This window comes from Pseudomonas saxonica, assembly GCF_007858365.1.
In the GTDB taxonomy this organism is placed as follows: Bacteria; Pseudomonadota; Gammaproteobacteria; order Pseudomonadales; family Pseudomonadaceae; genus Aquipseudomonas; species Aquipseudomonas saxonica.
Genome location: NZ_VFIO01000013.1, coordinates 106,835 through 130,475 on the forward strand (window position 1 = coordinate 106,835; position 23,641 = coordinate 130,475).

Sequence of the window (23,641 nt, forward strand, 5' to 3'; positions counted from 1 at the left end):
GTTTTTGCGTTTATAACCCATCCAAACTCTGTCGAGCCTGACAGGCACTGCAGGGGTGAACCGTGATGTTATTTATGTCCGCAATCAGGATGTCAATCATGCCTAAACACCCTGCCCTAAGGTTATTCGCCACTTCCCTTCTGAGCCTGGCCTTGCAAAACGCCTATGCACAGTGCTCGTTCAGCCCGACTGCTGGAGATGACAGCTATATCTGTGACAGTGGTAGCGCTGCGTCACTCACTGACTTGCAGGGCAACAATAGCCTTAGCTTGCCCAGCAACAGTACGGGCACCATCACAGGCCCGGTATCTTTCGGCCCCGGTGCTGACCAGATCACGGTTAACGCCGGTCTTATTGATGGGGCGGTCAGCCAAGGCTCGGGCATAGATGACTTCATCATGACGGGAGGCCAGATCCGGTCTCTGGCACAAGGTGACGGTCGCGACACCTTCCTGATGACCGGCGGGACTATTGTCGGCGCTTTTGAGGACGGCGATGTGGCCACAATGACCGGTGGGCGTATTGGCCGTGTTGATATGAAGCTGGACAACAATATTTTTAATATGTCGGGCGGCCAAATCATTGGCAATCTGGTGACCGGTTTTGGGCTGGACACCATCACCGTCTCCGGTGGCTCCATTGGCGGCAACATCAGTGTCAGCGGTGGCAACGATCAAGTCACCGTGACAGGAGGCACCGTGGGAGGCCAGATTCTAATGAGTTTTGGCAACGACGCCTTTGTCTGGCGGGACGGCGGTACGCTTGAGGGGGCTGTGATGATGGGCGATGGCGACGATACCGGGCTGTTGTCCAATCTGCCCGAAACCTTACTGTCGACTACGCCGCATATTGATGGCGGCCCGGGCAATGATTCGCTGACCTTTGCCAACAGCAACCCGCAATCGGGTGCACGTTATGTCAACTGGGAAACGATAGCGCTGACGGAAGGCTCCCACCTGACCCTTAATGACACCCTGACATTGGGCGATACCGTCAGCAGCACGGGTAATCTGAACATTGATGCCAGCAGCCAGATTGACTCCAGCACAGGTGTCATTTCGCCCTTCACAGCGGGCCAGAACGTTAACGTCAATAATGCTGGCTTGATAGACCTGACCCGAAGCGGAAGTTCCACTGGCGACACCTTGACGATCAATGGTAACTATTCCGGCAATAACGCCATTATCAAATTACAAAGTGTACTGGCCGGCGACAATGCAGAGTCCGATCGACTGATCGTTGCGAGCGGCCAAATGTCAGGCAGCACCGCACTGAATGTCACCAATATGGGCGGAACCGGGGCATTGACCACGCAAAACGGCATTCAAGTTGTGCAAGCCAATCAAGGCGCTACCAGTACCGCAGGTGCATTCACGTTGGGCCAATCACTGTCTGCCGGGGCTTATCAATACTATCTGTTCAAGGGAGGGATCACGGCGGGAAGTGAAAACAGCTGGTTTTTGCGCTCTAGCGTCGTGACACCACCTGCGGTTGCCGCCGTTATACCGCCTGTGGTGGTGCCTCCAGTTGTGGTGCCTCCAGTGAGTCCACCCGTCGTGGTTCCTCCTGTTGTGGCCCCTCCTGTTGTGGCTCCAGTTGAACCCACGCCTGTCCCTGCCCCCGTCGCAGCAGTTGGCACGCCAGCCCTGCCCACCGCAGCGCCCGGGCAAAGCATTACGCTTTATCGTCAGGAGGTGCCGCTCTACGCTGTGGTACCGCCTGTAGCGGCCCTGCTGGCGCAAACGTCAATAGGCACTTTTCATGATCGCCAGGGTGAACAAAGTCTGCTGACTGAAAAGGGTGCCGTTGCGGCAGGCTGGGCACGCACGTTTGGCAGTCACTTGCGCCAGAGCTGGTCCGGTACAGTCGCCCCCAGTTTTGACGGCTCCATCAACGGGTATCAAATAGGACACGATGTGTATGCATGGACATCAGAAAGCGGTATGCGTCAGCGTGTCGGCCTGTTTGCCAGTCAGTCCCGACTGGACGGTGATGTGCGCGGATTCAATCTGGGGTTTAAAAATGCCAAGGCGGGTGACATCCGCCTTGACGGCGACAGCCTGGGCGCTTACTGGACGTTGATCACCCCACAATCGGCGTACGTGGATGTCGTGGCCATGGGTACCCGCTTGGACGGGCGCACGCGCTCTGAACGCGGGGTGAAACTGGATCTGGATGGCCATGCCGTTAGTCTGTCGCTGGAGACGGGCTACCCGATTGCCGTGTCCAGCCATTGGCAAATCGAACCACAAGCTCAGCTGATTGCACAGAGGGTCTCCATGGACAACGCCAGCGATGGCATTTCCAAAGTAGGCTTCGAGTCGCAGGACTACCTGAAGGGCCGGGTCGGCGCACGCATGAAAGGGGCTTACAGTGTCAACAATGTGCCCGTCGAGCCTTACCTGCGTGCCAACCTGTGGCGCAGTTTCGGAGGCCGCGACGCCACAAGTTTTGACACTGTTGAGGCGATCAAAACCGACCACAGCGCCAGCAGCATGGATGTTGGCGCAGGCGTGGTGGCGCGTTTGAACTCAAGCGTCAGCCTCTATGGCAGCACCGATTACAGCGCCAACCTCGACTCGCGCAACCTAGAGGCCATCAGCGGGACGTTGGGTATACGCATAAGCTGGTAATCAAGGATAGGGATCAGGCCCGATTTCGATCACCGTGGACTCACGCGCCTCTGCAATCAGCGCTTCGCGGCACACCTGGTAGCAGTCCTCGATATGGCCGTTGCCGACCATTTTCATCACACCAAAGCTGATCGTGGCGGCCACCGCCTGCCCCACAAAAGGCACAAACCGAATGACCGATTTGGTGGCTACCTTGGTGCCCATTTTGCGGACCAACGACATGACCAGTGTTCGGCTGATGAATTTGCCGATGACTTCACTGCCGATGCCCGAGACTGCGACGACGATAAGACGCCTGGATCGCGTGTCCATTTGTTCAATCTGCTGCGGGGTCAGGCCGAATTTACTGTTGATGGCAGGCAGCATTTCAACCAGCAGCGCCACATCCGTTCCGATATCCAGCCCCGGTATCGGAATGGCCGCAGCACCAGCCGATACGGCTGAACGCTTGGTGACCATGGCCTTGCACTCGTCACGAATGCGATCCAGCTCAGCTAATGATCTGATTAACATAGGACTCCCCGACTAAAAAATAAATCCGACGCAGTCTACTACGCCCCACCGCCACTCATGGCGGGTCTGCTTTTAATGTAGAGGGGATACAGCGCGAGAAATTCAGAACGAGGGCAAAAATTTAACTGCAGGCGGGTTCAAGCGGAAGGGAAAATCAGCCTGTACTCGCTGGGAGTACAGGCTTGAGGCTTTACATGTCTTTTTTAACTTTTGTCCATTCGGATTTGATTTTCTGAACGAAGGAGTCTTTCGGGGCTTCTTTACAGGCCGTGATCACCAGAGGGGTGAGAGTTTCAACACCGTCGACGTCAAGCACAGCGTCTTCTACCTTGCCACTTTTGTTAACGGCTTCACCCAGACCTACAGCGGTCGGCTGGAAGGTGTCTTTAACTGCCAGGAAATCCTCGCACGTCCATTTCGAAACAGGCTGTTTGGTATCAGCGTGAGCCATTGAGGTCAATGCTACCAAGCTGGCTGCGCCCATCATCAGGATGTACTTCTTCATATCAATATTTCCCTATTATCGAAAAGAATGTCAGTGACGTTGGTTATACCGCCAAAAACATAGTTGCCAAAACCGACCCTGTCAAAGAAGTAACGATTACCCATCAACCTGTAGCCGGTTTAAAAGATAACGAATATGCACACAACTCCGTGGCGCGAATTAGTCTATAAATCCGCTCCCTGCATAGCCACCGCGCCAACTTCAGAGTGCCCGGAAAAGCATTGTTCCTGGCACTTCTCGCCGTTAGCTGATTACTCTGGTCATTGCGAGAGAATAACTTTCATCGCCTTCTCCTTGGCCGCATTGCCGAACACTTCGTACGCTTTAAGAATGTCATTGAGGGCAAAGCGGTGAGTGATCAACTGACCGGCGTCGACCTTGCCTGATTGCACCGTTTTCATCAGCATGGGGGTGGTGTTGGTATTCACCAGGCCGGTCGAAATAGTGACGTTCTGGATCCATAGTTTTTCCAGATGCAACTCGACACTTTTACCGTGCACGCCCACATTGGCGATGCTGCCACCGGGGGCAACTACCGACTGGCAGGTGTCAAACGACGCAGGAATGCCCACGGCCTCAATGGCCACGTCCACCCCTACCCCTTGCGTGAGCTCAAAAATGCGCTCAACGGCATTTTCCGTATTGATGTCGATGACGTGTGTGGCGCCAAAACGCTGAGCCACTTCCAGGCGGTTGGCATCACCATCGACCACGATCAACTGGGCAGGTGAATAAAACTGTGCGGTCAGGAGTGCAGCCATACCGACAGGTCCAGCGCCGACAATCACGACACTGTCACCCGGCTTGACCTTGCCTGCCAGCACCCCGATCTCGAAACCGGTTGGCAAAATATCGCTGAGCATGACCAGTGCTTCTTCGTCCGACCCGGCGGGAACGGGATAAAGGCTGTTGTCGGCATGAGGAATACGCACGTATTCAGCTTGAGTGCCGTCAATCAGGTGGCCCAGAATCCAGCCGCCGTCAGCGCAGTGGGAGTACATCTGGCGACGACAGTTCGGGCAGCTGCCACAGGAAGTGATGCACGAGATTAAAACATGGTCACCGGGCTTGAAATTTCGAACGGCCGAGCCGACGGCTTCAACCACGCCCACCCCCTCATGGCCCAGCACGGTGCCTTTGGCAACTTCAGGCACATCGCCTTTGAGAATGTGCAGGTCAGTGCCACAGATGGTCGTGTGGAGGATGCGAACAATGGCATCGGTCGGTTTATCGACGACCGGCGTTGGAACCTCGGCCCAGCTCTTTTCGCCTGGTCCCTGATAGGTGAGTGCTTTCATCATGGCCTTCCTTTATCCGATCAGAATCAACAGCGACTGTGCACCTTGTGGAAGGAGCGCCAGCCCCCAAGTCGTTCGGTGCAGTAAAGCAGCCTTTTCCAAATGCGCGTTGCCGCAGGTCATAAAACCGTGCATCTGCCTGAATCAACTCAGGGGCAATGAGGGTTAACCCACTCTCCTCGACTCGAATCAGCCTGAATAATCACACCTAACCTTTGGCTGACAGGAATCAGACGGTGCCGGGCGTACAACTGTTGTCACACCTATGCGACAATGCACGCCATATCCGGCATGATTCCCGCCTTTTTTGCTCAGCAACCTGGCTATAACGCCAAAATGTTGCTCTCTACTAATGCGCGCTGGATCAACTCAAGCTCAGATTGGAGAGCTTTGAAGGGGTCCCATCCCAAATACGCGCTCTCTAAGCTATTGATAGGTAAAGTAATTGATCTCCACAGCTAACATCACCATGCAATTCGGCGCAAAGCCGCTCTTTGAGAACGTTTCAGTAAAATTCGGCGCGGGCAACCGTTATGGTTTGATCGGCGCCAACGGTTGCGGCAAATCGACCTTCATGAAAATCCTCGGCGGGGACCTTGAGTCGTCCGGCGGTCAGGTCATGCTGGAGCCGAACGTGCGCCTGGGTAAGCTGCGCCAGGACCAGTTTGCGTACGAAGAATTCACCGTGATCGACACTGTGATCATGGGTCATGAAGAGCTGTGGAAGGTCAAGGCTGAGCGTGACCGCATCTATTCGATGCCTGAAATGACCGAAGCCGACGGCATGGCTGTCGCAGAGCTCGAAACAGAATTTGCTGAAATGGACGGCTACACCGCCGAATCCCGTGCCGGTGAGTTGCTGCTGGGCCTGGGTATCGGCATTGAACAACACAACGGCCCGATGAGCGAAGTGTCGCCGGGCTGGAAGCTGCGCGTTTTGCTGGCTCAGGCGCTGTTCTCCGATCCTGAAGTGCTGCTGCTCGACGAACCCACCAACCACTTGGATATCAACACTATCCGCTGGCTGGAAAACATTCTGACCCAGCGCAACAGCCTGATGATCATCATCTCTCACGATAGACACTTCCTGAACAGTGTCTGCACCCACATGGCTGACCTGGATTACGGCGAGCTGCGTCTGTTCCCGGGCAACTATGACGAATACATGACCGTGGCCACTCAGTCGCGCGAGCAACTGCTGTCTGAAAACGCCAAGAAAAAGGCGCAGATCAACGAGCTGCAATCGTTCGTCAGCCGTTTCTCTGCCAACGCCTCGAAATCCAAGCAAGCCAGCTCCCGTGCCAAGGCGATCGACAAGATCACTCTGGCCGAGGTCAAGCCTTCGAGCCGTGTCAGCCCGTTCATCCGTTTCGAGCAGACCAAAAAACTGCACCGCCAGGCGGTCATCGTTGATCAGATGGCAAAAGGCTTTGATGGCAAAACCCTGTTCAAAGACTTCAGCTTTACCGTTGAAGCGGGCGAGCGCGTTGCGATCATTGGCCCGAACGGTATCGGCAAAACCACCCTGCTGCGTACGCTGGTCAATGAGCTGACGCCTGACGCGGGTACAGTCAAGTGGACAGAAGCCGCTGAACTGGGCTACTACGCACAGGATCATGCGCACGACTTTGAAGACGACATGACCTTGTTTGACTGGATGGGCCAGTGGACTCAAGGCGAGCAAATGGTGCGTGGCACCCTGGGCCGTATGTTGTTCTCCAACGATGACATTCTGAAATCGGTCAAAGTGATTTCCGGTGGTGAGCAAGGCCGCATGCTGTTCGGCAAGCTGATCCTGCAAAAGCCGAACGTACTGATCATGGATGAACCGACCAACCACTTGGACATGGAGTCCATCGAAGCGTTGAACCTGGCGCTCGAGAACTACCCTGGCACCTTGGTCTTCGTTAGCCATGACCGTGAGTTCGTGTCCTCGCTGGCCACTCGTATCATCGAGCTGAGCCCAAGCGGTGTAATTGACTTCAGCGGCACGTACGACGATTACCTGCGCAGCCAAGGCGTCGTGTTCTGATTTCAGACACCGCCCCTGGCGAGCCAGCGTCATAAAAAAACCCCGTCACGTTGACGGGGTTTTTTCGTTTTAGTGGCTGAACAAAATAGTTAGCCTGCTTTCATTTATCCACCCTTCACGCCATCATGCTCGCCTAGACCGTCAATCGGACCGCTTGTCATGCCTGTGCAACACCCCTCGCCTGCTCATTCCCCCTCGGTCACGCTGCAAATTCTTTCAATCGTGGTCTACACCTTCATCGCCTTCATCTGCATCGGCTTGCCAATTGCCGTATTACCCGGCTATGTGCATGATCACTTGGGCTTCAGCGCCGTCGTTGCGGGCCTGACGATCGCTTCGCAATACCTGGCCACTCTGTTAAGCCGACCGTCTGCCGGGCGTCTGGTCGACAGCATCGGAACCAAGCCCGCCATTGTCTACGGCTTGATCGGGATTGCCGTTAGCGGGGTCCTCACGTCACTGGCGGTGATGCTGGAGGGCTGGCCATTGCTCAGCCTGTGTGTGTTGCTGGTCGGGCGGGTGTTCCTTGGCGTTGCGCAAGGGCTCATCGGTGTCGGAACCATTAGCTGGGGGATTGCTCAGGTCGGCTCGCAACATACAGCCCGCGCCATTGGTTGGAACGGCATAGCCTCTTACGGCGCTATTGCTATAGGTGCTCCGCTGGGCGTGGCGATGATCGACGCGGCAGGCTTTTTCAGCTTGGGAATTGCCCTGTTGGGGTTGGCTTTATTTGCGCTGGTGCTGATCCGCAATAAACCTTCCATGCCGGTCATTCGAGGCGTACGCATGCCCTTCTGGTCGGTGTTTGGCCTGATTGCCCCTTTTGGTATCAGCTTGACTCTGGCCTCTATTGGTTACGGCACACTCACCACTTTCGTAACGCTCTTTTATATTGACCGAGGATGGGCAGGAGCCGCGTATTGCCTGTCCGTTTTTGGTGTTTGCTTTATCTTGGGTCGACTGATTTTCACCAACAGCATCAACCGTTTTGGTGGCTATCGCGTGGCGATAGCCTGTATGACCATCGAAACCTGCGGTCTGATATTGCTGTGGCTGGCCCCCTCGGCGGTGTATGCCATGATCGGAGCAGGCATGACCGGTTTTGGCCTGTCATTGGTGTATCCGGCCCTGGGGGTTGAGGCCGTCAAACAAGTGCCCGTTTCGAGCCGTGGTGCAGGTTTGAGTGCTTATGCCGTATTTTTCGATTTGGCGCTGGCTATCGCTGGCCCGGTCATGGGCGCTGTTGCCTTAAACATGGGGTATCCATTGATATTCTTCAGTGCAGCAGTGCTCAGCGTGCTCGGACTGTTACTTGTTGTAGGGCTTTCCCTACGAAAAACAGTTTAGTTACTAAGAGACACATATAAAATCACAAAGACAATTTCTCGTAGGTGCGGCGCAAAGCCGCACTTATCACGTCATAACCGTCTGATTCGCAACATAAAGTATAAATGATGTCAGTGGGACATTATTGCGGATTAATGATTAATCGCCATTATACGCCGCGCTGACGACGCTCAGCACTTGCCTCCTATACCAATAATTAAAAGTTCTGACTGAGTAACCAGAAAATGCGTTCCTTGATAACCGCTCTAACTTTCCCTGTTTTACTCATAGGCCTGCAAAACGTTGCACTGGCAGATTACAAAATTGATTCCGGCCCGCCAGGCGGCTGGCCATGCTGCCCTTTCAGTGATGCGACGCTGAAAACCGATGTGCTACCTATCACTGACGCCACTCAAAAACTGCTGCAAATCCAGGGTGTTACGTTCAACTGGAAAGAAGGTAATCGCGCCGATGTGGGTGTGATTGCGCAAGATGTACAAAAGGTATATCCGCAGTTAGTTCGACAGGACAAACAGTATCTTCGCGTGGACTACGAGAAGTTGGTCGGCCCGCTGATTGAATCTGTCCGAGAAATGGACGCACGTATCAAACAGCTTGAAGCAACCCAAAAAGCTCATTAAGGGCAGCCCCTATATAACGGTCATTTGCCACAGGCTACTGACCGTTATATACCGTTCTTGTATTGGATGTTGATATCAGCGTTTTATTAAAAAAAATCCCGGCTTCATTCATCAGATTTCGATGTATATCCTCACGATCAACGCCTTGCGCATCGGTGCACAAGCCAGGCATCAGTCTCTTTTGCTCATCGTTGCAAGGCGCCATAAATACAAAATGCCCCGCGCCGGCAATTACTTTGAATTCAGGCTCTACTGGTAACTTGCGCGCCAGTGCACCAGCGTTTTTATCTGGGTAAACCAACTGATCCTTGTCACCGCTATACAGCAGAACAGGCACATGCACATCTGCCAGGGTCTGACGACCAAACATCAAACTAAGCGGTGCCATCAATAACAGCGCTCCGACCCGTGGGTCAGCTATAGGCACAAGATCATCTCGATCGGCAATCAACTCGCCCTTGGTGGTGCAGGCGTCTCGATCATCCGGACGCTCTTGGCAATAAGTGCGCAGACGCTCCAGATCCGGTTGGGCACCCGCTAGAATCAAAGCAGTTTCACCACCGGCCGAATAGCCGATAACCCCCACCTGATCGCCATGCACATACGCTGATAATCGTGGATCAGCCAAGGTTGCAGTGATGGCTGCCGATATCTGCATCGGTCGTCCATATAAGTTGCTCAACGTACCCAGCCGACTATGGTCCTTATAGTTATCGCCGGGATGTAGAACCGCCACAACCACAAAACCCTTGCGCGCCAGGGATGTGGCCAGATCATGCAACGCCAGCGGCGTTCCTGTGTTGCCATGCGACAGCATCAACATCGGGAAATGACCCAATGCAATCTTCGCCTCTTCAGTGGCTTGAACGGTGTAGCCGCCCAATGGGGTTACCCCCTGCGGATCACTGGAGGGATAGAAAGCGATGGCGTGCATCGGCTGATCATCCAAAGGATCGAGAAAGGTCAGACGATGAAAGCCCGCGCTCCATTCTTTGGCAGGCTCAGCCTGCACCATGACTGGGCACCCCGCCAAAAAAAGGATAAATACTGCGCACAGTCGCATCATGGGGCTCACCTTTCATTGCACACAACGTGGAGCACGGATTCCTGCATCTTTCAGGCCCAGTAGCTGGGCGGTGGCATTGATAAGATTTCACAACAGACGAAAAAAACTCCGTACCCCGGCGTTTCACAACGCCAGCATACAGAGCTTAGTTCGTAAGGCTGCTTACGCTGCGCTGAACAACTCTTGATTGATCTGCGCGTGAGCATCATTCATCGCTTTACTGCGCATTTCATCCCCATACGCAAGGCCATGGGCACGAACGAACTCAACATCGGTGATGCCCAAAAAGCCCAATACCACTTTCAAATAATCTTCGTGGGCCACGCCAGTGGCTTGGCCTGAATGCAAACCGCCCGACGTCGATACCACGATGACTTTCTTGTTGCCACACAGGCCTTCGGGGCCATTTTCGGTGTAACGGAAGGTCTGACCCGCTACAGCAATACGGTCAATCCAGGCCTTGAGTTGGGTAGGAATGGTGAAGTTGTACATGGGTGCGCCAATCACCACCGCGTCGGCGGCCATAAACTGGGCCAGGGTGTCTGCACTCAATTGTGCTTCGTGCTTTTGTGCGGCATCGCGCAATTCAGCAGGCGTGCCCGCAGCCACCAGGGTCGCAGCCGAGAAATGCTCGATCGCTTCAGCCGCTACGTCACGATAACTGACGTCCAGGCCAGGATGTGCCGCCTGCCAGGCTTTAACCACTTCACCGCTCAACTGACGCGAAGCCGAGTTGTCGCCCAGAATGCTTGAATCGATGTGCAAAAGTTTCATGCTGTTCTCCACGTGAGGATCGCTGCGGGGCGATCTGATGGCAGCGATACTACGGGTGAAAGCAATCGACGATAAGTCAGCTACCGTGCGATAGTTCGTTCTACATGTAGGACAGTGAGAATTCAGCATGCAAGACCTTAACGACCTCTATTATTTCGCCAAGGTTGTCGAAGCCGGTGGGTTCGCGGCTGCCGGTCGCTTGCTGGGCATTCCAAAGTCGCGTCTGTCACGGCGGGTCGCTGAACTTGAAGAGCGCCTAGGCGCCCGCCTTCTGCAACGTACCACTCGACAATTGAAGCTGACCGCTGTGGGTGAGCGCTATCTGAGCCATTGCCAGGCCATGCTGTTGCAAGCCGAAATGGCCGATGAGGCGGTGGCCAGCATGTCCAGTGAGCCGCGTGGCCGCCTGCGTGTTTCTTGCCCTGTCGGGTTGGCCCATGAGTTTATGCCCGAGGTGATCAGCTCGTTTTTGCGTGCCTATCCCCATGTTCAACTGGAAGTCATCCTGCTCAACCGCCGTGTCGATTTGATCACTGAGGGCATTGATGTGGCGTTGCGCGTACGCGAGAAAGGCGATGAGGACCCGTTGCTCGCCACCCGCTGGTTACGTCCGGCGCGGACAGCGATGGTGGCCAGCCCTGAGTTCGCCCGACAATGGCCGATCAATAGCCCCGAAGACTTGAAAAATGTGCCGTTGCTAGGCGCGCTTGAGCCTGACCGAATGGTGCATTTGCGCATGCTTGATGCACAGGGCAAAACCTGTGAACTGACGATGGAAGCGCGGCTGGGCATTGATGATTTTGTGGTGCGCAAGGCCTGCACGCTCTCGGGTTTGGGGTTTACCGTTCTGCCTATGATGTATTGCGAGCAGGAACTGGAAAGTGGCCAGCTAGTGCAACTATTGCCTGACTGGTCATTGCCCGGTGGGTGGTTGCATGCCGTGTACCCGCATCGACGCGGGGTGATGCCGGCCGTCAGGGCCTGGATCGAGCACTTGGTAGAAACCTTTGAGCGGTGTGGAGACAAGATGCTATGAGCCGGAAAAACAGCATGACCAAACACCAGGTCGCGGAGTTCTGTCGCAGCCTGCCGGGAGTCAAAGAAGACGTCAAATGGGGCGGGGTCGAAGTGTTTTATATCGACCAGAGCAAGATGTTTGCCCTGTTTAATCTGAACAGCAACGGTCTCTCGTTCAAAGTCGATAAAGACTTGTTCCTGGGCTATGTCGATCGGCCCGGCATACGCCCGTCGCCATATCTGGCGCGGGCGTACTGGATCAATATGCAGGCGCCCTACCCGATGGGCGCTGAGGAACTGCAAGACTTGCTGCGACGTTCCCATCAACTGGTGGTCAGCAAACTGCCGAAAAAGCGTCAAATCGGCTTGCTGCTTTAATCCCTAGTGCTTGAAGACGTTCAGGTACAGCACGTCTATCCACACCGCTTGATGCACGGCTACGATCAGCCAGAACCACAGTTGATACGACAGCTTGCGGGTTTTATGACGAAATACCTGCTGGGCCAATAAAGCACCCGGCCAGCCGCCCAGCAACTCAATGGCATGCAGGGCCTTTTCGGGAATTCGCCACTCGCCCGCTTTTGCCTGTCGCTTGTCGTAGCCATACACCCCGAACGCCAACCCACTGGCGACTACATAGGCCAGTAACGGCATGCCACTCGAACCCTTCACATACAGGCTCAATGCGCCACCGAGCGGCAATGCACACAGCAGCACAAACACAAGCAGTTTGAGTTTCACGCCACGAATTGGCGTGGCCGCCAGCCTTGGCCCAGTGCTGGACGTACGCCGTGGTTGTGCGCTGTTTTTCACGCGGAGGCCGCAGACCAGTCAATCCAGCCAAACTGCCAGGTGGCCAGAATCAACAACCCGAAAGCGATGCGATACCAAGCGAATACGGCGTAGCTGTGGTTGGAAATAAACTTGAGCAATGCCCGCACGGCAATCATCGCGAAGATAAACGAGGTGATGAAACCGATCGCAAACACCGGCAAATCATCCGGCTGGAACAGATGACGGTATTTGTAACCCGAGTACACCGCCGCGCCCACCATGGTCGGCATTGCCAAAAAGAATGAAAACTCAGTGGCAGCTTTACGCGACAAGCCAAACAGCAGCCCCCCAATAATGGTAGAGCCGGAGCGGGACGTGCCGGGGATCATGGCCAGACACTGGGCAAAACCGATCTTCACCGCGTCTTTCCAGGTCATGTCGTCCACAGTTTCTGCGCGAATCACATGCTGACGGCGCTCGGCCCACAACATGATCACACCGCCCACGACCAGAGCTGTAGCCACCGTAATCGGGTTAAACAGGTACTCGTGGATCACATCCGCAAAAATCACCCCCAGCACCACGGCTGGAAGTACCGCGATGATCAAATTGACGGTGAATCGCCGCGCCTGGGGTTGCGTGGGCAAACCTATGACCACGTCGAGGATCTTGCGACGGAATTCCCAGACAACAGCCAGAATGGCACCCAGTTGAATAATGATGTTGAACGCCATGGCGCGCTCGCCACCGAAATTCAGCAAGTCCGCGACAATGATTTGGTGACCGGTGCTGGAAATCGGCAAGAATTCCGTCAGGCCTTCCACTACACCGAGTATCAACGCCTGTGCGGCAGTCCAAAGATCCATCATTCCCCCATAAAGCTCTGCCTCATGCAGAGCGGATTAGTCTTGATTAAATGTGTGCACCTGGAAGAGCGACAAACAAGTCCTGCGCCTTTAACGGCGCTTAAAACCTGTCATGTATCAATAAAGATTCAGCTTTGCCAATTGCGGCCGAGATCCTATCAGACACGTCGGTCTTTAGCTGCTATGCATGTGCAGTCTTCATCTTGCATACGCAGGCAGGACGCAGTTCGTTGAACTACCAAAAGAATAAAAAAGGAGTTTTGCTTTTATGAATACCTTACGCAGGTTATCCATCAGCCGACGTCTAGGCCTGATTCTGGTTGTATCAATGGGCATGTTACTGGCACTGGGCCTGTTGATGTTGAAGCAGATACATGACGACTTGTATGAAGGCAAAGCTCAGAAAACCCGCCATGTCGTGCAAGCCGTCAGTGGTGTGCTCGCCTATTACCACGGTCTGGAAACTTCGGGCACATTGACTAAAACCGCCGCGCAGCAACAGGCACTCACGGTGATCAGCCAACTGCGCTATGACCATGACGATTACTTCTGGATCAATGACCTGCGGCCTTTTATGGTCATGCACCCCACAAACCCCAAGCTGGATGGCAAGGACTTGTCGTCCATCAAAGATCCTGACGGCATCGCGCTGTTCAGTGAGATGGCCACTGTCGCTAAAACCAAAGGCCAGGGCGTGGTCGATTACCGCTGGCCAAAACCGGGTGCACAGGACCCGGTGCAAAAGACGTCTTATGTGCAATTGTTCGAGCCGTGGGGCTGGGTCATTGGCTCCGGGGTATATATCGACGATATGCAGGCCGAGTTTGCAGCACAAGCCTGGAAAGCAATGTGGGCAGGCCTTGGCATTGCACTGATCATGGTTTCACTGGTGACCCTGATAGCGCGCAGTATCGTTCGCCCTTTGCGGGAAGCGGTATTGGCCATGGCCAATATTGCCAGTGGTGAAAGCGACCTGACCCGTAGCCTCGACACCCATGGCCGTGATGAGATCACGCAACTGGGCCAGCATTTCAATGCTTTCACCCAGAAACTACGCACGCTGATCAGCCACTTGCAAGGCACAGCCACGGCGCTCGAGCAGTCGTCTACGGCATTGGGCAACGACGCCAGCGAGGCGCAACAGCGCTGCCAGCATCAAGCCTTGCAAATGGAACAAGTGGCAACAGCCATTAACGAAGTCACCTACGCCGTGCAAGAAGTCGCTAAAAACGCCGAACACGCGGCCAATGAAATGAGCGGCGCGCAAGGGCAGGCACAACTGGGGCAACAGAACATTGACAGCAGTTTGCAACATATTGGCCAGTTGTCGAACACCATCAATGAAGCGGTCGAAGTCATTCGCACGCTCGCCACGCAGAGCGACGAAATAGGCAGTGTGCTTGAAGTTATCCGCTCCATCGCCGAGCAAACTAACTTGCTGGCCCTCAATGCAGCCATTGAAGCGGCTCGCGCAGGGGAACAGGGCCGGGGATTTGCAGTAGTGGCGGATGAAGTGCGATTGCTGGCGCAACGCACTCAGAAATCCACCGCGCAGATTCAGACCATGATCGAAGGTCTTCAGGCGCACTCCGAAGCAGCGGTCAATGTCATCAGCAGCAGCCGTCGCGCGTCCCAAACGACCATTGAGCACGCAACACAAGCCGGACAAAGCCTGACCAGCATTGGTCAGGCATTAAGCACGCTCAATACACTCAACACCACCATTGCCAGCGCCACCCTGCAACAAGCCCACGCAGTGGAAGACATCAACCAGAATGTCACCCAGGCCGCGGGCCTGTCGCAAAGCACCGCCCAGGCAGCGGAGCAATCGAGCGAGGCAAGCGTGCATTTGAAAACCTTGAGCGTTCAACTCAACAGTTTGCTGCGTCAATTCAAGGTGTAAAGAACCCTGCGGGCGGGCCAGTGAAGGCCCGCGACAGGTCAGGTTGGCTCACCTGCCCGCTGCAATCGGTACATGGTCCAGCCATACGCAGCCAGCGCCAGACCGGCCAGGACGCCACCTACCAGACCGATCCAGGCAAACCCAAAATGGCTGCCCACCGCGCTGCCCAACAGTGCCCCGCCGCCAATACCGATGTTGTAGATGCCTGAGAACATGGCCATTGCCACATCGGTTGCGTCGGGTGCCAGGCTCAATACTTTGGATTGCATCGCCAAGCCGAAGGCCATGATTGCCATGCCCCACACCACACTCAAAACGCCCAGAGACTCGACCCACCCACTCGCTGGCAAGAGCAGCAACAGGCACAGAGCCAGTAACCCCACGGCGGTGAGTAAAAAGCCTTGCGGGCTGTACTTGTGGAACCAGCTGAAGCACAGCGAGCCGATAATACCGGCGCCGCCAAACAGCAGGAGGATCAATGTGACCGTACTGCCACTCATGCCCGCCACGCCTTGAACGAACGGCTCGACGTAACTGTAAGCGGTGAACTGCGCCGTGATGACCACGGCCGTCAGCACATACACCGCCACCAGCGCGGGTCGTTTGAACAACACCGGCAGGCTTCTGAGTGAGCCAGAGTTCTGGCTCGGCAGTAAGGGCAACGTGCGGGCTAGCCAGAACACCAGCACAGCAGCCAGACCGGCAATCACCAAAAAGGTCGTGCGCCACCCCATCGCCTCACCCAGCAAGCGACCCAACGGCACGCCCAACACCATCGCCAGCGATGTGCCGGTGGCCAGCAAACCCAATGCCTGCACCTGCTTGCCTTCCGGGGCCAGACGCACCGCAAGCGATGCGGTAATGGACCAGAACAGTGCATGGGACAACGCTACCCCGATGCGGCTGACTAACAACAGACCAAAGCTGTTGGCCAGGCTCGAGACCACATGGCTGACGATAAATAACCCGAACAGACTCAGCAGTAGCTTGCGTCGCTCGACATTGCGGGTGACCAGCATGATAGGCAATGAAGCCAGGGAAACCACCCAGGCATAAATAGTGAGCATGAGCCCGACATTGGCGGAGCTCATGTCAAAACTGGCGCCGATCGCGCTCAGCAGCCCAACAGGCACAAATTCAGTGGTGTTGAACACAAAAGCGGCCAGCGCCAGTGCGATGACCGGTTGCCAATTGGCCTTGGAGGTAGAGATGGAGTCACTCATTTAAGGGGGGCACTGCTCGCTATCGATGATCTAACAGGCCCATGACTTGATTTCTCCAGCCTGAACCACATGTAACGGCATTCTATAGAGAACTCTGAAACCTGTTGATGAACATCTGTGCAGCATTTGTGGCATTTTGCCGCACCCTCAATCTCGCCACTGAAAACATCAGTCATGACTGCGCGCAGTCGCCGGGTAAACGGTATGTCAGCAGCTCCTGCAAGCGTGTACTCGAAACATTGCGTTTTGACTACACGCTTTTCACGCCACTTTCACATCAAGACGTCTAAGTTGAACTCACTCCTTTAGTGAATCCCATTTGGCCTGCCCCCCCGCAGGCCTTTTTTTTGCTTGCCGCTTTCGTCTCTTCAATCACTCAAAGGGACAGGCTCTTTGGCTGACTTTGCCGATTTACCGGCCTTGCTGGCAGGTGGCTTTTTCTCGGGCGTCACGACGTCAACTTTGGCTTGCGATTCTTTCTCGGCCATTGGCATCGCATCAACGATCTTGAACAATTCCTTGAGGTCGACATCCCCCTCTTGCTCTACCTTCTTTTCGCCGTCTTTGCCGATCAGAATGACTTTGGCTTTATCTCTGATCATTCCAGGCTTGAGTCCGCGAAGAAGCGACATCGTACTTTGAGGTTCAAGCCCTTTATCGTCACGCTTGCCGTCAATGTTAACAATCGTATAGAGCACCATGTCGCGCTCGGTAAACGCTTGTTTTGTAGCCGGGTCTGCGAGTTCTTTGGTAATTGCCTGCAAAGTAGGATCGGCCGTTGAACGGGCAAAAATGACTAAGGGGCGAAACTTTCCACGGTCTTGCTCGAGAGGGCTTGCTACTTCTACGGCCTGTACTGCGCCAGACACAAGCAAGCTCGCTAGGATCCACAAACGGATAAACATCCTGACCTCCATTGAGTATCGGGCGGGCTTCATAGGTGGTGGTACCGACAACCGCTCGAACACCTGATACTGCCGCGCTATCAAAAGCTTAGGCCAAGTGTTTCAACACGCAACCGGTTCACGGACTTTGCCTTCCATGCAGACGCTTTGCAACTGCAGACAAACACTGCATGAGGGGGGTATTACTTTTTGGCCCGGTAATGCCGAACCACAGCAATCACTGCCATCAACCCGACAACCCCCAGTGCAATGGGCAGGCGGTAGGTTTTGAGATCGCCCAATATCCGTTCCAGAAACTCCCCTGCGCCGTAGCCGACACTGGCAAACAGTGTTGCCCAGACCACCGCCCCCAACAGATTGATGCAGGTAAATTTGACCGGCGACACCCTGCTTGCACCAATCACTAGAGGCCCCACAAGCCGCATGCCATACAGAAACCGCACTGAAAAAATCGATACCAGCGGATGTTTGTTGATCAACTGCGTGACCTTGTCAATCATCGCTTGTTGCTTATGCAGTCGCGGCAACAGTCGAGCACCAAAGTAGCGACCGAGCCAAAACAGCAATTGATCACCCAGCATCCCGGCCAGGCTGGCATACCCGATAACCGGCAATAACTTGAGTACATGCTGATGGGCTGCCATGCCTCCCAGTATCAGGATGGTTTCGCCTTCGAGAAGGCAGCCTATAAAAATCGCCAGATACCCATAGGTCGCCAACAAATAATTGAAATCGATATGCTCGAACATGCGCGCTCTGTAACTCCCAAAGTGATAACGGTGTCAGTGCCGGTGACGATGATGGATATCAGGAAAGTGTGGATGGTTATGCCTGATCGCTTGATGAACATGGGGGTGGGTGTGAGGCTCATTGGCCGGCACCTCCTGCGCGTGTTCATGCTGGTGATGTTCGTCATGACGGTGCCGATGAGTGTGTGCGTGTTCTTTGTGCTGATGGCTATGATCATGGCGTTCGGTAAGGTGCAACCACACGCCCGCCACCATGAACGCTGCGGCCAGCCAGAACAGCCATGACACCGACTCGCCCAGCAGCACAATTGACACCGCAGCGCCCAGAAAAGGCGCCGTCGAAAAATACGCGCCGGTTCGGGCGGCGCCCAAGCCTCGCAATGCCAGCACAAATAGAACCAGACTGACTCCGTAGCCCAGAAAACCAATCAACAACGTCGGGCTCAACACACCAATGGCCGGGACCTGTGCCCCCAGGCTCAGTGCAATTGCACAATTCACCAACCCGGCAAACAAGCCTTTGGCCCCGGCGATATACAGTGCATCCGACGCCGATACTTTTCGCGTCAAGTTGTTGTCTATCGCCCAACATAAGCACGCCAACGCAACGGCCACCGGCCCAAACCATGAATGAACCCCGGATGCTGCTTGCCCGGTAGGCCATGACAGCACAATGCCTCCGGCAATAATGGCAAGCATGCCGAGCACCACTCTACGATCGGCATTTTCCCTGAATACCACCCATGCCAGCAGCGCCGTCAGCACCGGTTCCAGATTCAGCATCAACGACGCCGTGGCGCCGCTGGTGCGGGTCAAACCAAACATCAGCGCGACGGGCCCAAGAATGCCGCCGAACACAATTGCGCCCACCAGCCAGGGCCACTCGCGGGCAGTAAGCCCCGACTTTGCCCAGCCACGGTCGCGTACTACGCGTACCAATAGAAGGCCCAAGCCACTGCCCAAATACAGCAAACCGGCCAACATGACGGGCGGAATCTGCGTCCCCAACACCTTGGCCAGCGGCGTACTGGCACCAAACAGCGCAGCCGCTGCCAAGGCGTAAATTACACTTGTATTCATCTCGACCACTTTTGTTCAGACGTGCAAGCAGACTAGCCTAACAATCGAAGGGTGAACTTTCGCGTGGCAAACAATCCAGGAGCCGGGTTTAGAACCTAGTGCAACCCGAACAGGTAATCGATCCTTTGGGTGCGCTGGGGCAAACACCGGCAGCGATTTCTTGATGGACGGAGGCGTTACCGCACAGTATTGGTACGCAGAGTAACGCCAACACCCTGTCGGCCAATGCAAAACAATGCCCCCTTGAACCATTCATTAACAGGCTCAAGGGGTATGCCGCAGCCAACCACTCAGCACGTGCCGGGCGGGTTTGACGCTTGACCGCGAGCCCATTCGCGTACAGCGTCAGCGAACATTCGCAGCGCCATTGGCGGGTGCCGGTTGGCGGGATAGTACAGGCACGGCCCTGGGTAGTACGGCCCCCAGTCTGGCAACACATGCACCAAGTGACCGGCTTGCAGATGCTCCTTGACTTGATATTCCGGCAGCCACGCTATGCCAATGCCCGACAGCGCAGCTTCTGTCATCAAATTCAGGTTATCCATCGTCATGGGCCCATCGACATCAACGCTGGCTGTTCTGCCCAGATGGCTTAAATCCCAGCGAAACAAGGTGCCGCTCGCAAAACGAAAGCGAATGCAGCGGTGCGCCTTGAGGTCATGGGGTGCTTGGGGTTGCGGGTGATGTAGCAGGTACTGCGGGGAAGCAACGGCTGCAAAACGTACATCGGGCCCGAAACGCACCGCGATCATGTCACGCGGCACGTCGTCATACAGGCGAATGCCCGCGTCGAAGCCATCAGCGACGATATCGACCAAGCGACTGTCAGCGACGCATTCGATATGAATCTGCGGGTTGTCCCGCAAAAAACCAGGCATCACGTGACGAATCAGCGGCTTGAACGATGACTCCGATGCGCTAAGCCGTATCGTGCCTGAAGGGGTATTGCGCTCGGAGGTCACTTCGTTGACCGCGGATTCAAGATCGCCCAACAGCGGCTGTACGCGCTTGAACAATTGCTCCCCCGCCTCTGTCAGCGCAACCGAACGTGTTGTGCGGTTAAACAGGCGTAGCTCCAGTCGGGATTCAAGACCCCGCAGCGAATGGCTAAGCGCTGAAGCCGACACACCAAGAATCTTGGCGGCGCCGCTAAAGCTGCGTTGCTCAGCAATGGCGATAAAGGCTGTTAACTCAGGAAGTCCAGCACGGATCATTTGTGAATTCTCCTCAGGTGCCCATGAAGCAAAGTGCCAATTGTTGAGCTATACACAGGAATCTAAAGTGTACCCATCAGTTACTTGCTTGCGAAGGAGACATATCATGCAGAAACGTCATTTAGGCAAAAGTGGTTTGGAAGTCTCGGCCATTGGCTTGGGCTGCATGGGCCTGAGCTTCGCTTACGGCCCCGCGCTTGAACAAAAGGCTGCAGTGACCCTCATTCGAGAGGCTTTCGACAAGGGGGTTAACTTCTTCGACACAGCCGAGGCTTATGGTCCCTACACCAACGAACAATTGCTGGGTGAAGCGTTGGCGCCGATCCGGGATAAAGTCGTGATCGCAACCAAGTTCGGTTTTAAAAACGGAGTGCCTGACGAAGGACTCGATAGTAGGCCCGAAACAATCAAGGCGGTGGTTGAGGCTTCGCTGAAGCGGCTCAATACTGACCGCATCGAGCTGCTCTACCAACACCGTGTTGACCCTCAGGTTCCGATTGAGGACGTCGCGGGCGCAGTGAAACAACTGGTTGAAGAAGGCAAAGTGTTGCACTTCGGGATGTCAGAGGCCGGGCCTGATGCAATCCGCCGCGCTCACGCCGTGCTACCCGTCGCAGCCCTGCAAAGCGAGTATTCCTTGTGGTGGCGCGAACCTGAAGAGCAGATCTTGCCGTTACTTGAAGAACTCGGAATCGGTTTCGTTCCCTTCAGCCCGCTGGGCAAAGGCTTCCTGACCGGAGCCATTGATGCTAACACCCAGTTCGCGGATGACGACTTTCGTAACATAGTGCCGCGCTTTACCGAAGAGAACCGCAAGGCCAATGCGCAACTGGTAGAGCTGCTGGGTGAGATCGCCGAGGGTAAAGGCGCAACACGAGCCCAGATTGCTTTGGCTTGGCTGTTGGCGCAGAAGCCCTGGATAGTGCCCATACCGGGTACGACCAAGTTGAATCGACTGGAAGAGAACATCGGAGCTGCTAGCCTCGTTCTGAACAACGATGACCTCTCTGCCATTGCTTCTGCTTTGAAGCAGATCAAGATCGTAGGTGATCGTTACCCGGCTCATTTGCAGAAGAACGTTAACCGCTAACGGCAGCCACATACCCTGTAAGTCCAACGTGATTGCGTGGCCTGCAGTTTAATTGCGCCTCAGACTCCCCTTTACTCGGAGCACTATGATGAAGACCAGAACGCTAGGCGAAGGACTTACGGTTTCGGCGTTGGGCCTGGGATGCATGGGCATGAGTTCTGCCTATGGCCCCGCACCGGATGCTCAAGAGATGATCAAGCTGATCCGCACGGCGCATGAGCAAGGCGTTACGCTGTTCGACACAGCGGAAGCTTACGGCCCGTTTGCCAACGAAATACTGTTAGGCAGCGCACTGGCGCCAATCCGAGACAAGGTGGTCATTGCCACCAAGTTCGGCTTTGACATTGACCTGGAAACGGGCGAGCGACGCGCCGGCACAAACAGCCGTCCAGAGCATATAAAGGCTGTCGTAGAAGCATCCCTGAAGCGCCTGCGCACCGACCGAATTGATCTGTTGTACCAGCACCGTGTTGACCCTGCAGTTCCAATTGAAGAAGTTGCTGGCACGGTGCAGCAGCTCATTGCAGAAGGTAAAGTCGGGCACTTCGGACTTTCGGAAGCAGGTGTCCAGACCATTCGCCGTGCCCACGCGGTGCAAAAAGTCACTGCCGTTCAGAGCGAGTACTCACTGTTCTGGCGTGAGCCGGAGCACGAGTTGTTGCCCTTGCTCGAAGAGCTGCATATTGGCTTCATGCCGTTCAGTCCACTGGGTGCGGGATTCTTGACCGGCAAGATTGACGAGAACACGACCTTCGATCCAACGGACTTTCGCAATTGCGTCCCCCGCTTCACTCCTGAAGCACGCCGTGCCAATGCAGCGCTGGTCGTGGCGATCAAACGAATAGCCGACCGCAAAGGCGCAACACCTGCGCAAATTGCCCTGGCCTGGTTGCTTGCGCAAAAAAACTGGATTGTGCCTATTCCCGGTACCACCAAACAGCACCGCCTTGAAGAAAACCTGGGTGCCGTCGACCTCGAACTGACACAAGACGATCTTCAGGAGATCAATTCAGAAACCTCAAAAATTCAGGTGCAGGGTGAGCGATTGCCTGAGGCTGCCATGAAAATGGTCGGGCGATAACAATAATCGCCTTCAACACAGCCGCCAGCACCCCGGGATAAGCCTTCAATTGTGATGATGTTGTCTCCATCATGTTGCTGGGCATTTGAAAGGCAGGCATTTATCGCGACACCATTGACCAATAACGTGCACGCGCCGCACTGGCCGTGGTCGCAGTTTTTCTTGCTGCCGGTCAGTTGCAGGCGCTCATGCAAGACATCCAGCAAAATCGCGTTGGCCGGAACATTGAGCGAGTGAGATAGCCCATTCACCTTCATTTGGACACGTTGCTCACCGATTTTGGGTGCTCCCTCCTCTTCGATGACGGGGAGTGTCAGCGGAGCAGCAACAACGCTTTAAGGATCCAGGTCGATACGGTGGCTGCTGCGATTCGCGAAACGCCAAACTTGAGAAAGTTTCGAGCCGACACCGGCAGTCATTGTTTGGAATAACAGGGATAACCCGGCGTTCGAATGTAGCCTTTACTCATTTAGTTGATTAGTAGGTAGATTCCACATAACCCCATGAGCGGGACTCATCAATGCTTCTGGAACAGCCCGTACTCGCAGGTGATCGCTTGCGCAGAAAAGGTTTTTGGTCTGTTTGGGTGCATCTGATGGACAAGCCTTTGAGCTACGGTGTTGTACCCAAGGATGTAGGCTTTGACGTCCGTACACGTCAGAACTTCCAACGCTGACCCGGTAAAATTAATTTTCCTGGCCATTGCACGTCGCATCTCAGCTAAGTGGTTGATTTTGACTTTGTTTTGATGTTCAATAGCCGCCTGCTTTACCGCGACATCGCCCCGATGGTGAAATTGGTAGACACACCGGACTTAAAATCCGTCGCAGAAATGTGTGCCGGTTCGACTCCGGCTCGGGGCACCATCTAACTTAACCCACCCTTATTTCCGTCATCAGCGTCTAACGGCACTGGTGTTTTTTGCTGTCTGCGATTTGGCATTCATCACCT

At 55.0% G+C, this 23,641-nt stretch carries 22 protein-coding genes, 1 tRNA gene and 2 pseudogenes; 12 read left to right on the forward strand and 13 right to left on the reverse strand.

Going from position 1 to position 23,641, the window contains the following annotated elements:
• The first annotated feature begins 98 nt into the window (after positions 1–98).
• The gene (locus tag FJD38_RS22055; protein ID WP_244302787.1) at positions 99–2,633 is read left to right on the forward strand and encodes an autotransporter family protein; all 2,535 of its coding nucleotides are present in this window, start codon (positions 99–101) and stop codon (positions 2,631–2,633) included.
• On the opposite strand, the gene FJD38_RS22060 is transcribed toward FJD38_RS22055, so the two are convergent.
• From FJD38_RS22060 to FJD38_RS22070, 3 genes are all read right to left on the reverse strand, one after another.
• Entirely contained in the window at positions 2,634–3,146 is a 513-nt protein-coding gene (locus FJD38_RS22060; protein ID WP_122785950.1) for a hypothetical protein, read from the reverse strand. It abuts the gene before it with no gap.
• Positions 3,147–3,336: 190 nt separating this feature from the next.
• The gene (hdeA, locus tag FJD38_RS22065; protein ID WP_122785949.1) at positions 3,337–3,651 is read right to left on the reverse strand and encodes an acid-activated periplasmic chaperone HdeA; all 315 of its coding nucleotides are present in this window, start codon (positions 3,649–3,651) and stop codon (positions 3,337–3,339) included.
• Positions 3,652–3,911: 260 nt separating this feature from the next.
• Positions 3,912–4,949 carry a zinc-dependent alcohol dehydrogenase family protein gene (locus FJD38_RS22070; RefSeq protein WP_122785948.1) on the reverse strand — a complete coding sequence of 346 codons (1,038 nt, stop codon included), beginning with the start codon at positions 4,947–4,949 and terminating at the stop codon, positions 3,912–3,914.
• A 445-nt stretch (positions 4,950–5,394) separates the two neighbouring features.
• On the opposite strand from FJD38_RS22070, the gene FJD38_RS22075 reads away from it, so the two are divergent.
• The 3 genes from FJD38_RS22075 (at position 5,395) to FJD38_RS22085 (ending at position 8,948) form a co-directional block, all read left to right on the forward strand.
• On the forward strand, positions 5,395–6,981 hold the full coding sequence (locus tag FJD38_RS22075) for an ABC-F family ATPase (protein ID WP_122785947.1): 1,587 nt from the start codon (positions 5,395–5,397) through the stop codon (positions 6,979–6,981).
• Between the two features lie 159 nt (positions 6,982–7,140).
• Positions 7,141–8,328, forward strand: a complete 1,188-nt coding sequence (locus FJD38_RS22080) for an MFS transporter (protein WP_146387554.1) — start codon at positions 7,141–7,143, stop codon at positions 8,326–8,328.
• A gap of 224 nt (positions 8,329–8,552) precedes the next feature.
• Positions 8,553–8,948 (forward strand): tail fiber domain-containing protein, encoded by a 396-nt coding sequence (locus FJD38_RS22085; RefSeq protein WP_122785945.1) that lies wholly within the window; start codon positions 8,553–8,555, stop codon positions 8,946–8,948.
• A gap of 34 nt (positions 8,949–8,982) precedes the next feature.
• Here FJD38_RS22085 and FJD38_RS22090 read toward each other — a convergent pair whose 3' ends face one another.
• Both FJD38_RS22090 and FJD38_RS22095 read right to left on the reverse strand, forming a co-directional pair.
• On the reverse strand, positions 8,983–10,014 hold the full coding sequence (locus FJD38_RS22090; protein WP_146387555.1) for an alpha/beta hydrolase family protein: 1,032 nt from the start codon (positions 10,012–10,014) through the stop codon (positions 8,983–8,985).
• A 162-nt stretch (positions 10,015–10,176) separates the two neighbouring features.
• On the reverse strand, positions 10,177–10,788 hold the full coding sequence (locus FJD38_RS22095; protein WP_146387557.1) for an FMN-dependent NADH-azoreductase: 612 nt from the start codon (positions 10,786–10,788) through the stop codon (positions 10,177–10,179).
• Positions 10,789–10,915: 127 nt separating this feature from the next.
• Here FJD38_RS22095 and FJD38_RS22100 point away from each other — a divergent pair, with 127 nt between their 5' ends.
• Positions 10,916–11,824 (forward strand): LysR substrate-binding domain-containing protein, encoded by a 909-nt coding sequence (locus FJD38_RS22100; protein WP_122785942.1) that lies wholly within the window; start codon positions 10,916–10,918, stop codon positions 11,822–11,824.
• A gap of 14 nt (positions 11,825–11,838) precedes the next feature.
• Positions 11,839–12,183 carry an MmcQ/YjbR family DNA-binding protein gene (locus tag FJD38_RS22105; RefSeq protein ID WP_122786049.1) on the forward strand — a complete coding sequence of 115 codons (345 nt, stop codon included), beginning with the start codon at positions 11,839–11,841 and terminating at the stop codon, positions 12,181–12,183.
• Positions 12,184–12,186: 3 nt separating this feature from the next.
• On the opposite strand, the gene FJD38_RS22110 is transcribed toward FJD38_RS22105, so the two are convergent.
• Together FJD38_RS22110 and FJD38_RS22115 are read right to left on the reverse strand one after the other, a co-directional pair.
• Positions 12,187–12,618: a DUF1294 domain-containing protein gene (locus tag FJD38_RS22110; RefSeq protein ID WP_208727536.1), complete on the reverse strand. Its 432-nt coding sequence runs from the start codon at positions 12,616–12,618 to the stop codon at positions 12,187–12,189.
• A complete protein-coding gene (locus FJD38_RS22115; RefSeq protein WP_122786048.1) occupies positions 12,615–13,445 on the reverse strand; it encodes an undecaprenyl-diphosphate phosphatase in 831 nt (276 codons plus the stop codon). Before FJD38_RS22115 ends, FJD38_RS22110 begins: the two co-directional genes overlap by 4 nt.
• A gap of 358 nt (positions 13,446–13,803) precedes the next feature.
• Between FJD38_RS22115 and FJD38_RS25190 the strand changes: the two are divergent.
• Together FJD38_RS25190 and FJD38_RS25195 are read left to right on the forward strand one after the other, a co-directional pair.
• Positions 13,804–14,490: pseudogene (locus FJD38_RS25190) on the forward strand (cache domain-containing protein); the annotation flags it as partial.
• 123 nt (positions 14,491–14,613) lie between these two features.
• A complete protein-coding gene (locus FJD38_RS25195) occupies positions 14,614–15,348 on the forward strand; it encodes a methyl-accepting chemotaxis protein (protein WP_425281173.1) in 735 nt (244 codons plus the stop codon).
• Positions 15,349–15,386: 38 nt separating this feature from the next.
• On the opposite strand, the gene FJD38_RS22125 is transcribed toward FJD38_RS25195, so the two are convergent.
• The 5 genes from FJD38_RS22125 to FJD38_RS22145 form a co-directional block, all read right to left on the reverse strand.
• Positions 15,387–16,571, reverse strand: coding sequence for a sugar transporter (locus tag FJD38_RS22125; protein WP_146387561.1), 1,185 nt, complete (start codon positions 16,569–16,571; stop codon positions 15,387–15,389).
• Between the two features lie 368 nt (positions 16,572–16,939).
• The gene (locus FJD38_RS22130) at positions 16,940–17,476 is read right to left on the reverse strand and encodes a DUF4174 domain-containing protein (protein WP_146387563.1); all 537 of its coding nucleotides are present in this window, start codon (positions 17,474–17,476) and stop codon (positions 16,940–16,942) included.
• 182 nt (positions 17,477–17,658) lie between these two features.
• Positions 17,659–18,225: a DedA family protein gene (locus FJD38_RS22135; protein WP_122785936.1), complete on the reverse strand. Its 567-nt coding sequence runs from the start codon at positions 18,223–18,225 to the stop codon at positions 17,659–17,661.
• 33 nt (positions 18,226–18,258) lie between these two features.
• Positions 18,259–19,305 carry a DMT family transporter gene (locus FJD38_RS22140; RefSeq protein WP_122785935.1) on the reverse strand — a complete coding sequence of 349 codons (1,047 nt, stop codon included), beginning with the start codon at positions 19,303–19,305 and terminating at the stop codon, positions 18,259–18,261.
• Positions 19,306–19,595: 290 nt separating this feature from the next.
• Positions 19,596–20,519 (reverse strand): LysR family transcriptional regulator, encoded by a 924-nt coding sequence (locus FJD38_RS22145; RefSeq protein ID WP_146387565.1) that lies wholly within the window; start codon positions 20,517–20,519, stop codon positions 19,596–19,598.
• A 106-nt stretch (positions 20,520–20,625) separates the two neighbouring features.
• Here FJD38_RS22145 and FJD38_RS22150 point away from each other — a divergent pair, with 106 nt between their 5' ends.
• Together FJD38_RS22150 and FJD38_RS22155 are read left to right on the forward strand one after the other, a co-directional pair.
• Entirely contained in the window at positions 20,626–21,609 is a 984-nt protein-coding gene (locus FJD38_RS22150; protein WP_146387567.1) for an aldo/keto reductase, read from the forward strand.
• A gap of 88 nt (positions 21,610–21,697) precedes the next feature.
• A complete protein-coding gene (locus tag FJD38_RS22155) occupies positions 21,698–22,690 on the forward strand; it encodes an aldo/keto reductase (protein WP_146387569.1) in 993 nt (330 codons plus the stop codon).
• A gap of 35 nt (positions 22,691–22,725) precedes the next feature.
• Here the strand turns inward: FJD38_RS22155 and FJD38_RS22160 are convergent.
• Positions 22,726–23,105, reverse strand: a pseudogene (locus FJD38_RS22160) ((2Fe-2S)-binding protein); the annotation flags it as partial.
• A gap of 105 nt (positions 23,106–23,210) precedes the next feature.
• On the opposite strand from FJD38_RS22160, the gene FJD38_RS24475 reads away from it, so the two are divergent.
• Both FJD38_RS24475 and FJD38_RS22165 read left to right on the forward strand, forming a co-directional pair.
• Positions 23,211–23,366: a hypothetical protein gene (locus FJD38_RS24475; RefSeq protein WP_158637869.1), complete on the forward strand. Its 156-nt coding sequence runs from the start codon at positions 23,211–23,213 to the stop codon at positions 23,364–23,366.
• A 105-nt stretch (positions 23,367–23,471) separates the two neighbouring features.
• Positions 23,472–23,556: transfer RNA gene (locus tag FJD38_RS22165), tRNA-Leu, on the forward strand.
• The last annotated feature ends 85 nt before the right edge of the window (positions 23,557–23,641 follow it).

What these genes read in the sequence shown, in the direction of transcription:
- FJD38_RS22085 (WP_122785945.1), top strand. Translation starts at nt 8,553, where the DNA reads ATGCGTTCCTTGATAACCGCTCTAACTTTCCCTGTTTTACTCATAGGC.
- FJD38_RS22090 (WP_146387555.1), bottom strand. Translation starts at nt 10,014, where the DNA reads ATGATGCGACTGTGCGCAGTATTTATCCTTTTTTTGGCGGGGTGCCCA.
- FJD38_RS22155 (WP_146387569.1), top strand. Translation starts at nt 21,698, where the DNA reads ATGAAGACCAGAACGCTAGGCGAAGGACTTACGGTTTCGGCGTTGGGC.
- FJD38_RS22105 (WP_122786049.1), top strand. Translation starts at nt 11,839, where the DNA reads ATGACCAAACACCAGGTCGCGGAGTTCTGTCGCAGCCTGCCGGGAGTC.
- FJD38_RS22125 (WP_146387561.1), bottom strand. Translation starts at nt 16,571, where the DNA reads ATGAGTGACTCCATCTCTACCTCCAAGGCCAATTGGCAACCGGTCATC.
- FJD38_RS22145 (WP_146387565.1), bottom strand. Translation starts at nt 20,519, where the DNA reads ATGATCCGTGCTGGACTTCCTGAGTTAACAGCCTTTATCGCCATTGCT.
- FJD38_RS22095 (WP_146387557.1), bottom strand. Translation starts at nt 10,788, where the DNA reads ATGAAACTTTTGCACATCGATTCAAGCATTCTGGGCGACAACTCGGCT.
- FJD38_RS22100 (WP_122785942.1), top strand. Translation starts at nt 10,916, where the DNA reads ATGCAAGACCTTAACGACCTCTATTATTTCGCCAAGGTTGTCGAAGCC.
- FJD38_RS22055 (WP_244302787.1), top strand. Translation starts at nt 99, where the DNA reads ATGCCTAAACACCCTGCCCTAAGGTTATTCGCCACTTCCCTTCTGAGC.
- FJD38_RS22070 (WP_122785948.1), bottom strand. Translation starts at nt 4,949, where the DNA reads ATGAAAGCACTCACCTATCAGGGACCAGGCGAAAAGAGCTGGGCCGAG.
- hdeA (WP_122785949.1), bottom strand. Translation starts at nt 3,651, where the DNA reads ATGAAGAAGTACATCCTGATGATGGGCGCAGCCAGCTTGGTAGCATTG.
- FJD38_RS25195 (WP_425281173.1), top strand. Translation starts at nt 14,614, where the DNA reads ATGGAACAAGTGGCAACAGCCATTAACGAAGTCACCTACGCCGTGCAA.
- FJD38_RS22150 (WP_146387567.1), top strand. Translation starts at nt 20,626, where the DNA reads ATGCAGAAACGTCATTTAGGCAAAAGTGGTTTGGAAGTCTCGGCCATT.
- FJD38_RS22060 (WP_122785950.1), bottom strand. Translation starts at nt 3,146, where the DNA reads ATGTTAATCAGATCATTAGCTGAGCTGGATCGCATTCGTGACGAGTGC.
- FJD38_RS22115 (WP_122786048.1), bottom strand. Translation starts at nt 13,445, where the DNA reads ATGGATCTTTGGACTGCCGCACAGGCGTTGATACTCGGTGTAGTGGAA.
- FJD38_RS22135 (WP_122785936.1), bottom strand. Translation starts at nt 18,225, where the DNA reads ATGTTCGAGCATATCGATTTCAATTATTTGTTGGCGACCTATGGGTAT.
- FJD38_RS22140 (WP_122785935.1), bottom strand. Translation starts at nt 19,305, where the DNA reads ATGAATACAAGTGTAATTTACGCCTTGGCAGCGGCTGCGCTGTTTGGT.
- FJD38_RS22080 (WP_146387554.1), top strand. Translation starts at nt 7,141, where the DNA reads ATGCCTGTGCAACACCCCTCGCCTGCTCATTCCCCCTCGGTCACGCTG.
- FJD38_RS22130 (WP_146387563.1), bottom strand. Translation starts at nt 17,476, where the DNA reads ATGTTTATCCGTTTGTGGATCCTAGCGAGCTTGCTTGTGTCTGGCGCA.
- FJD38_RS24475 (WP_158637869.1), top strand. Translation starts at nt 23,211, where the DNA reads ATGCTTCTGGAACAGCCCGTACTCGCAGGTGATCGCTTGCGCAGAAAA.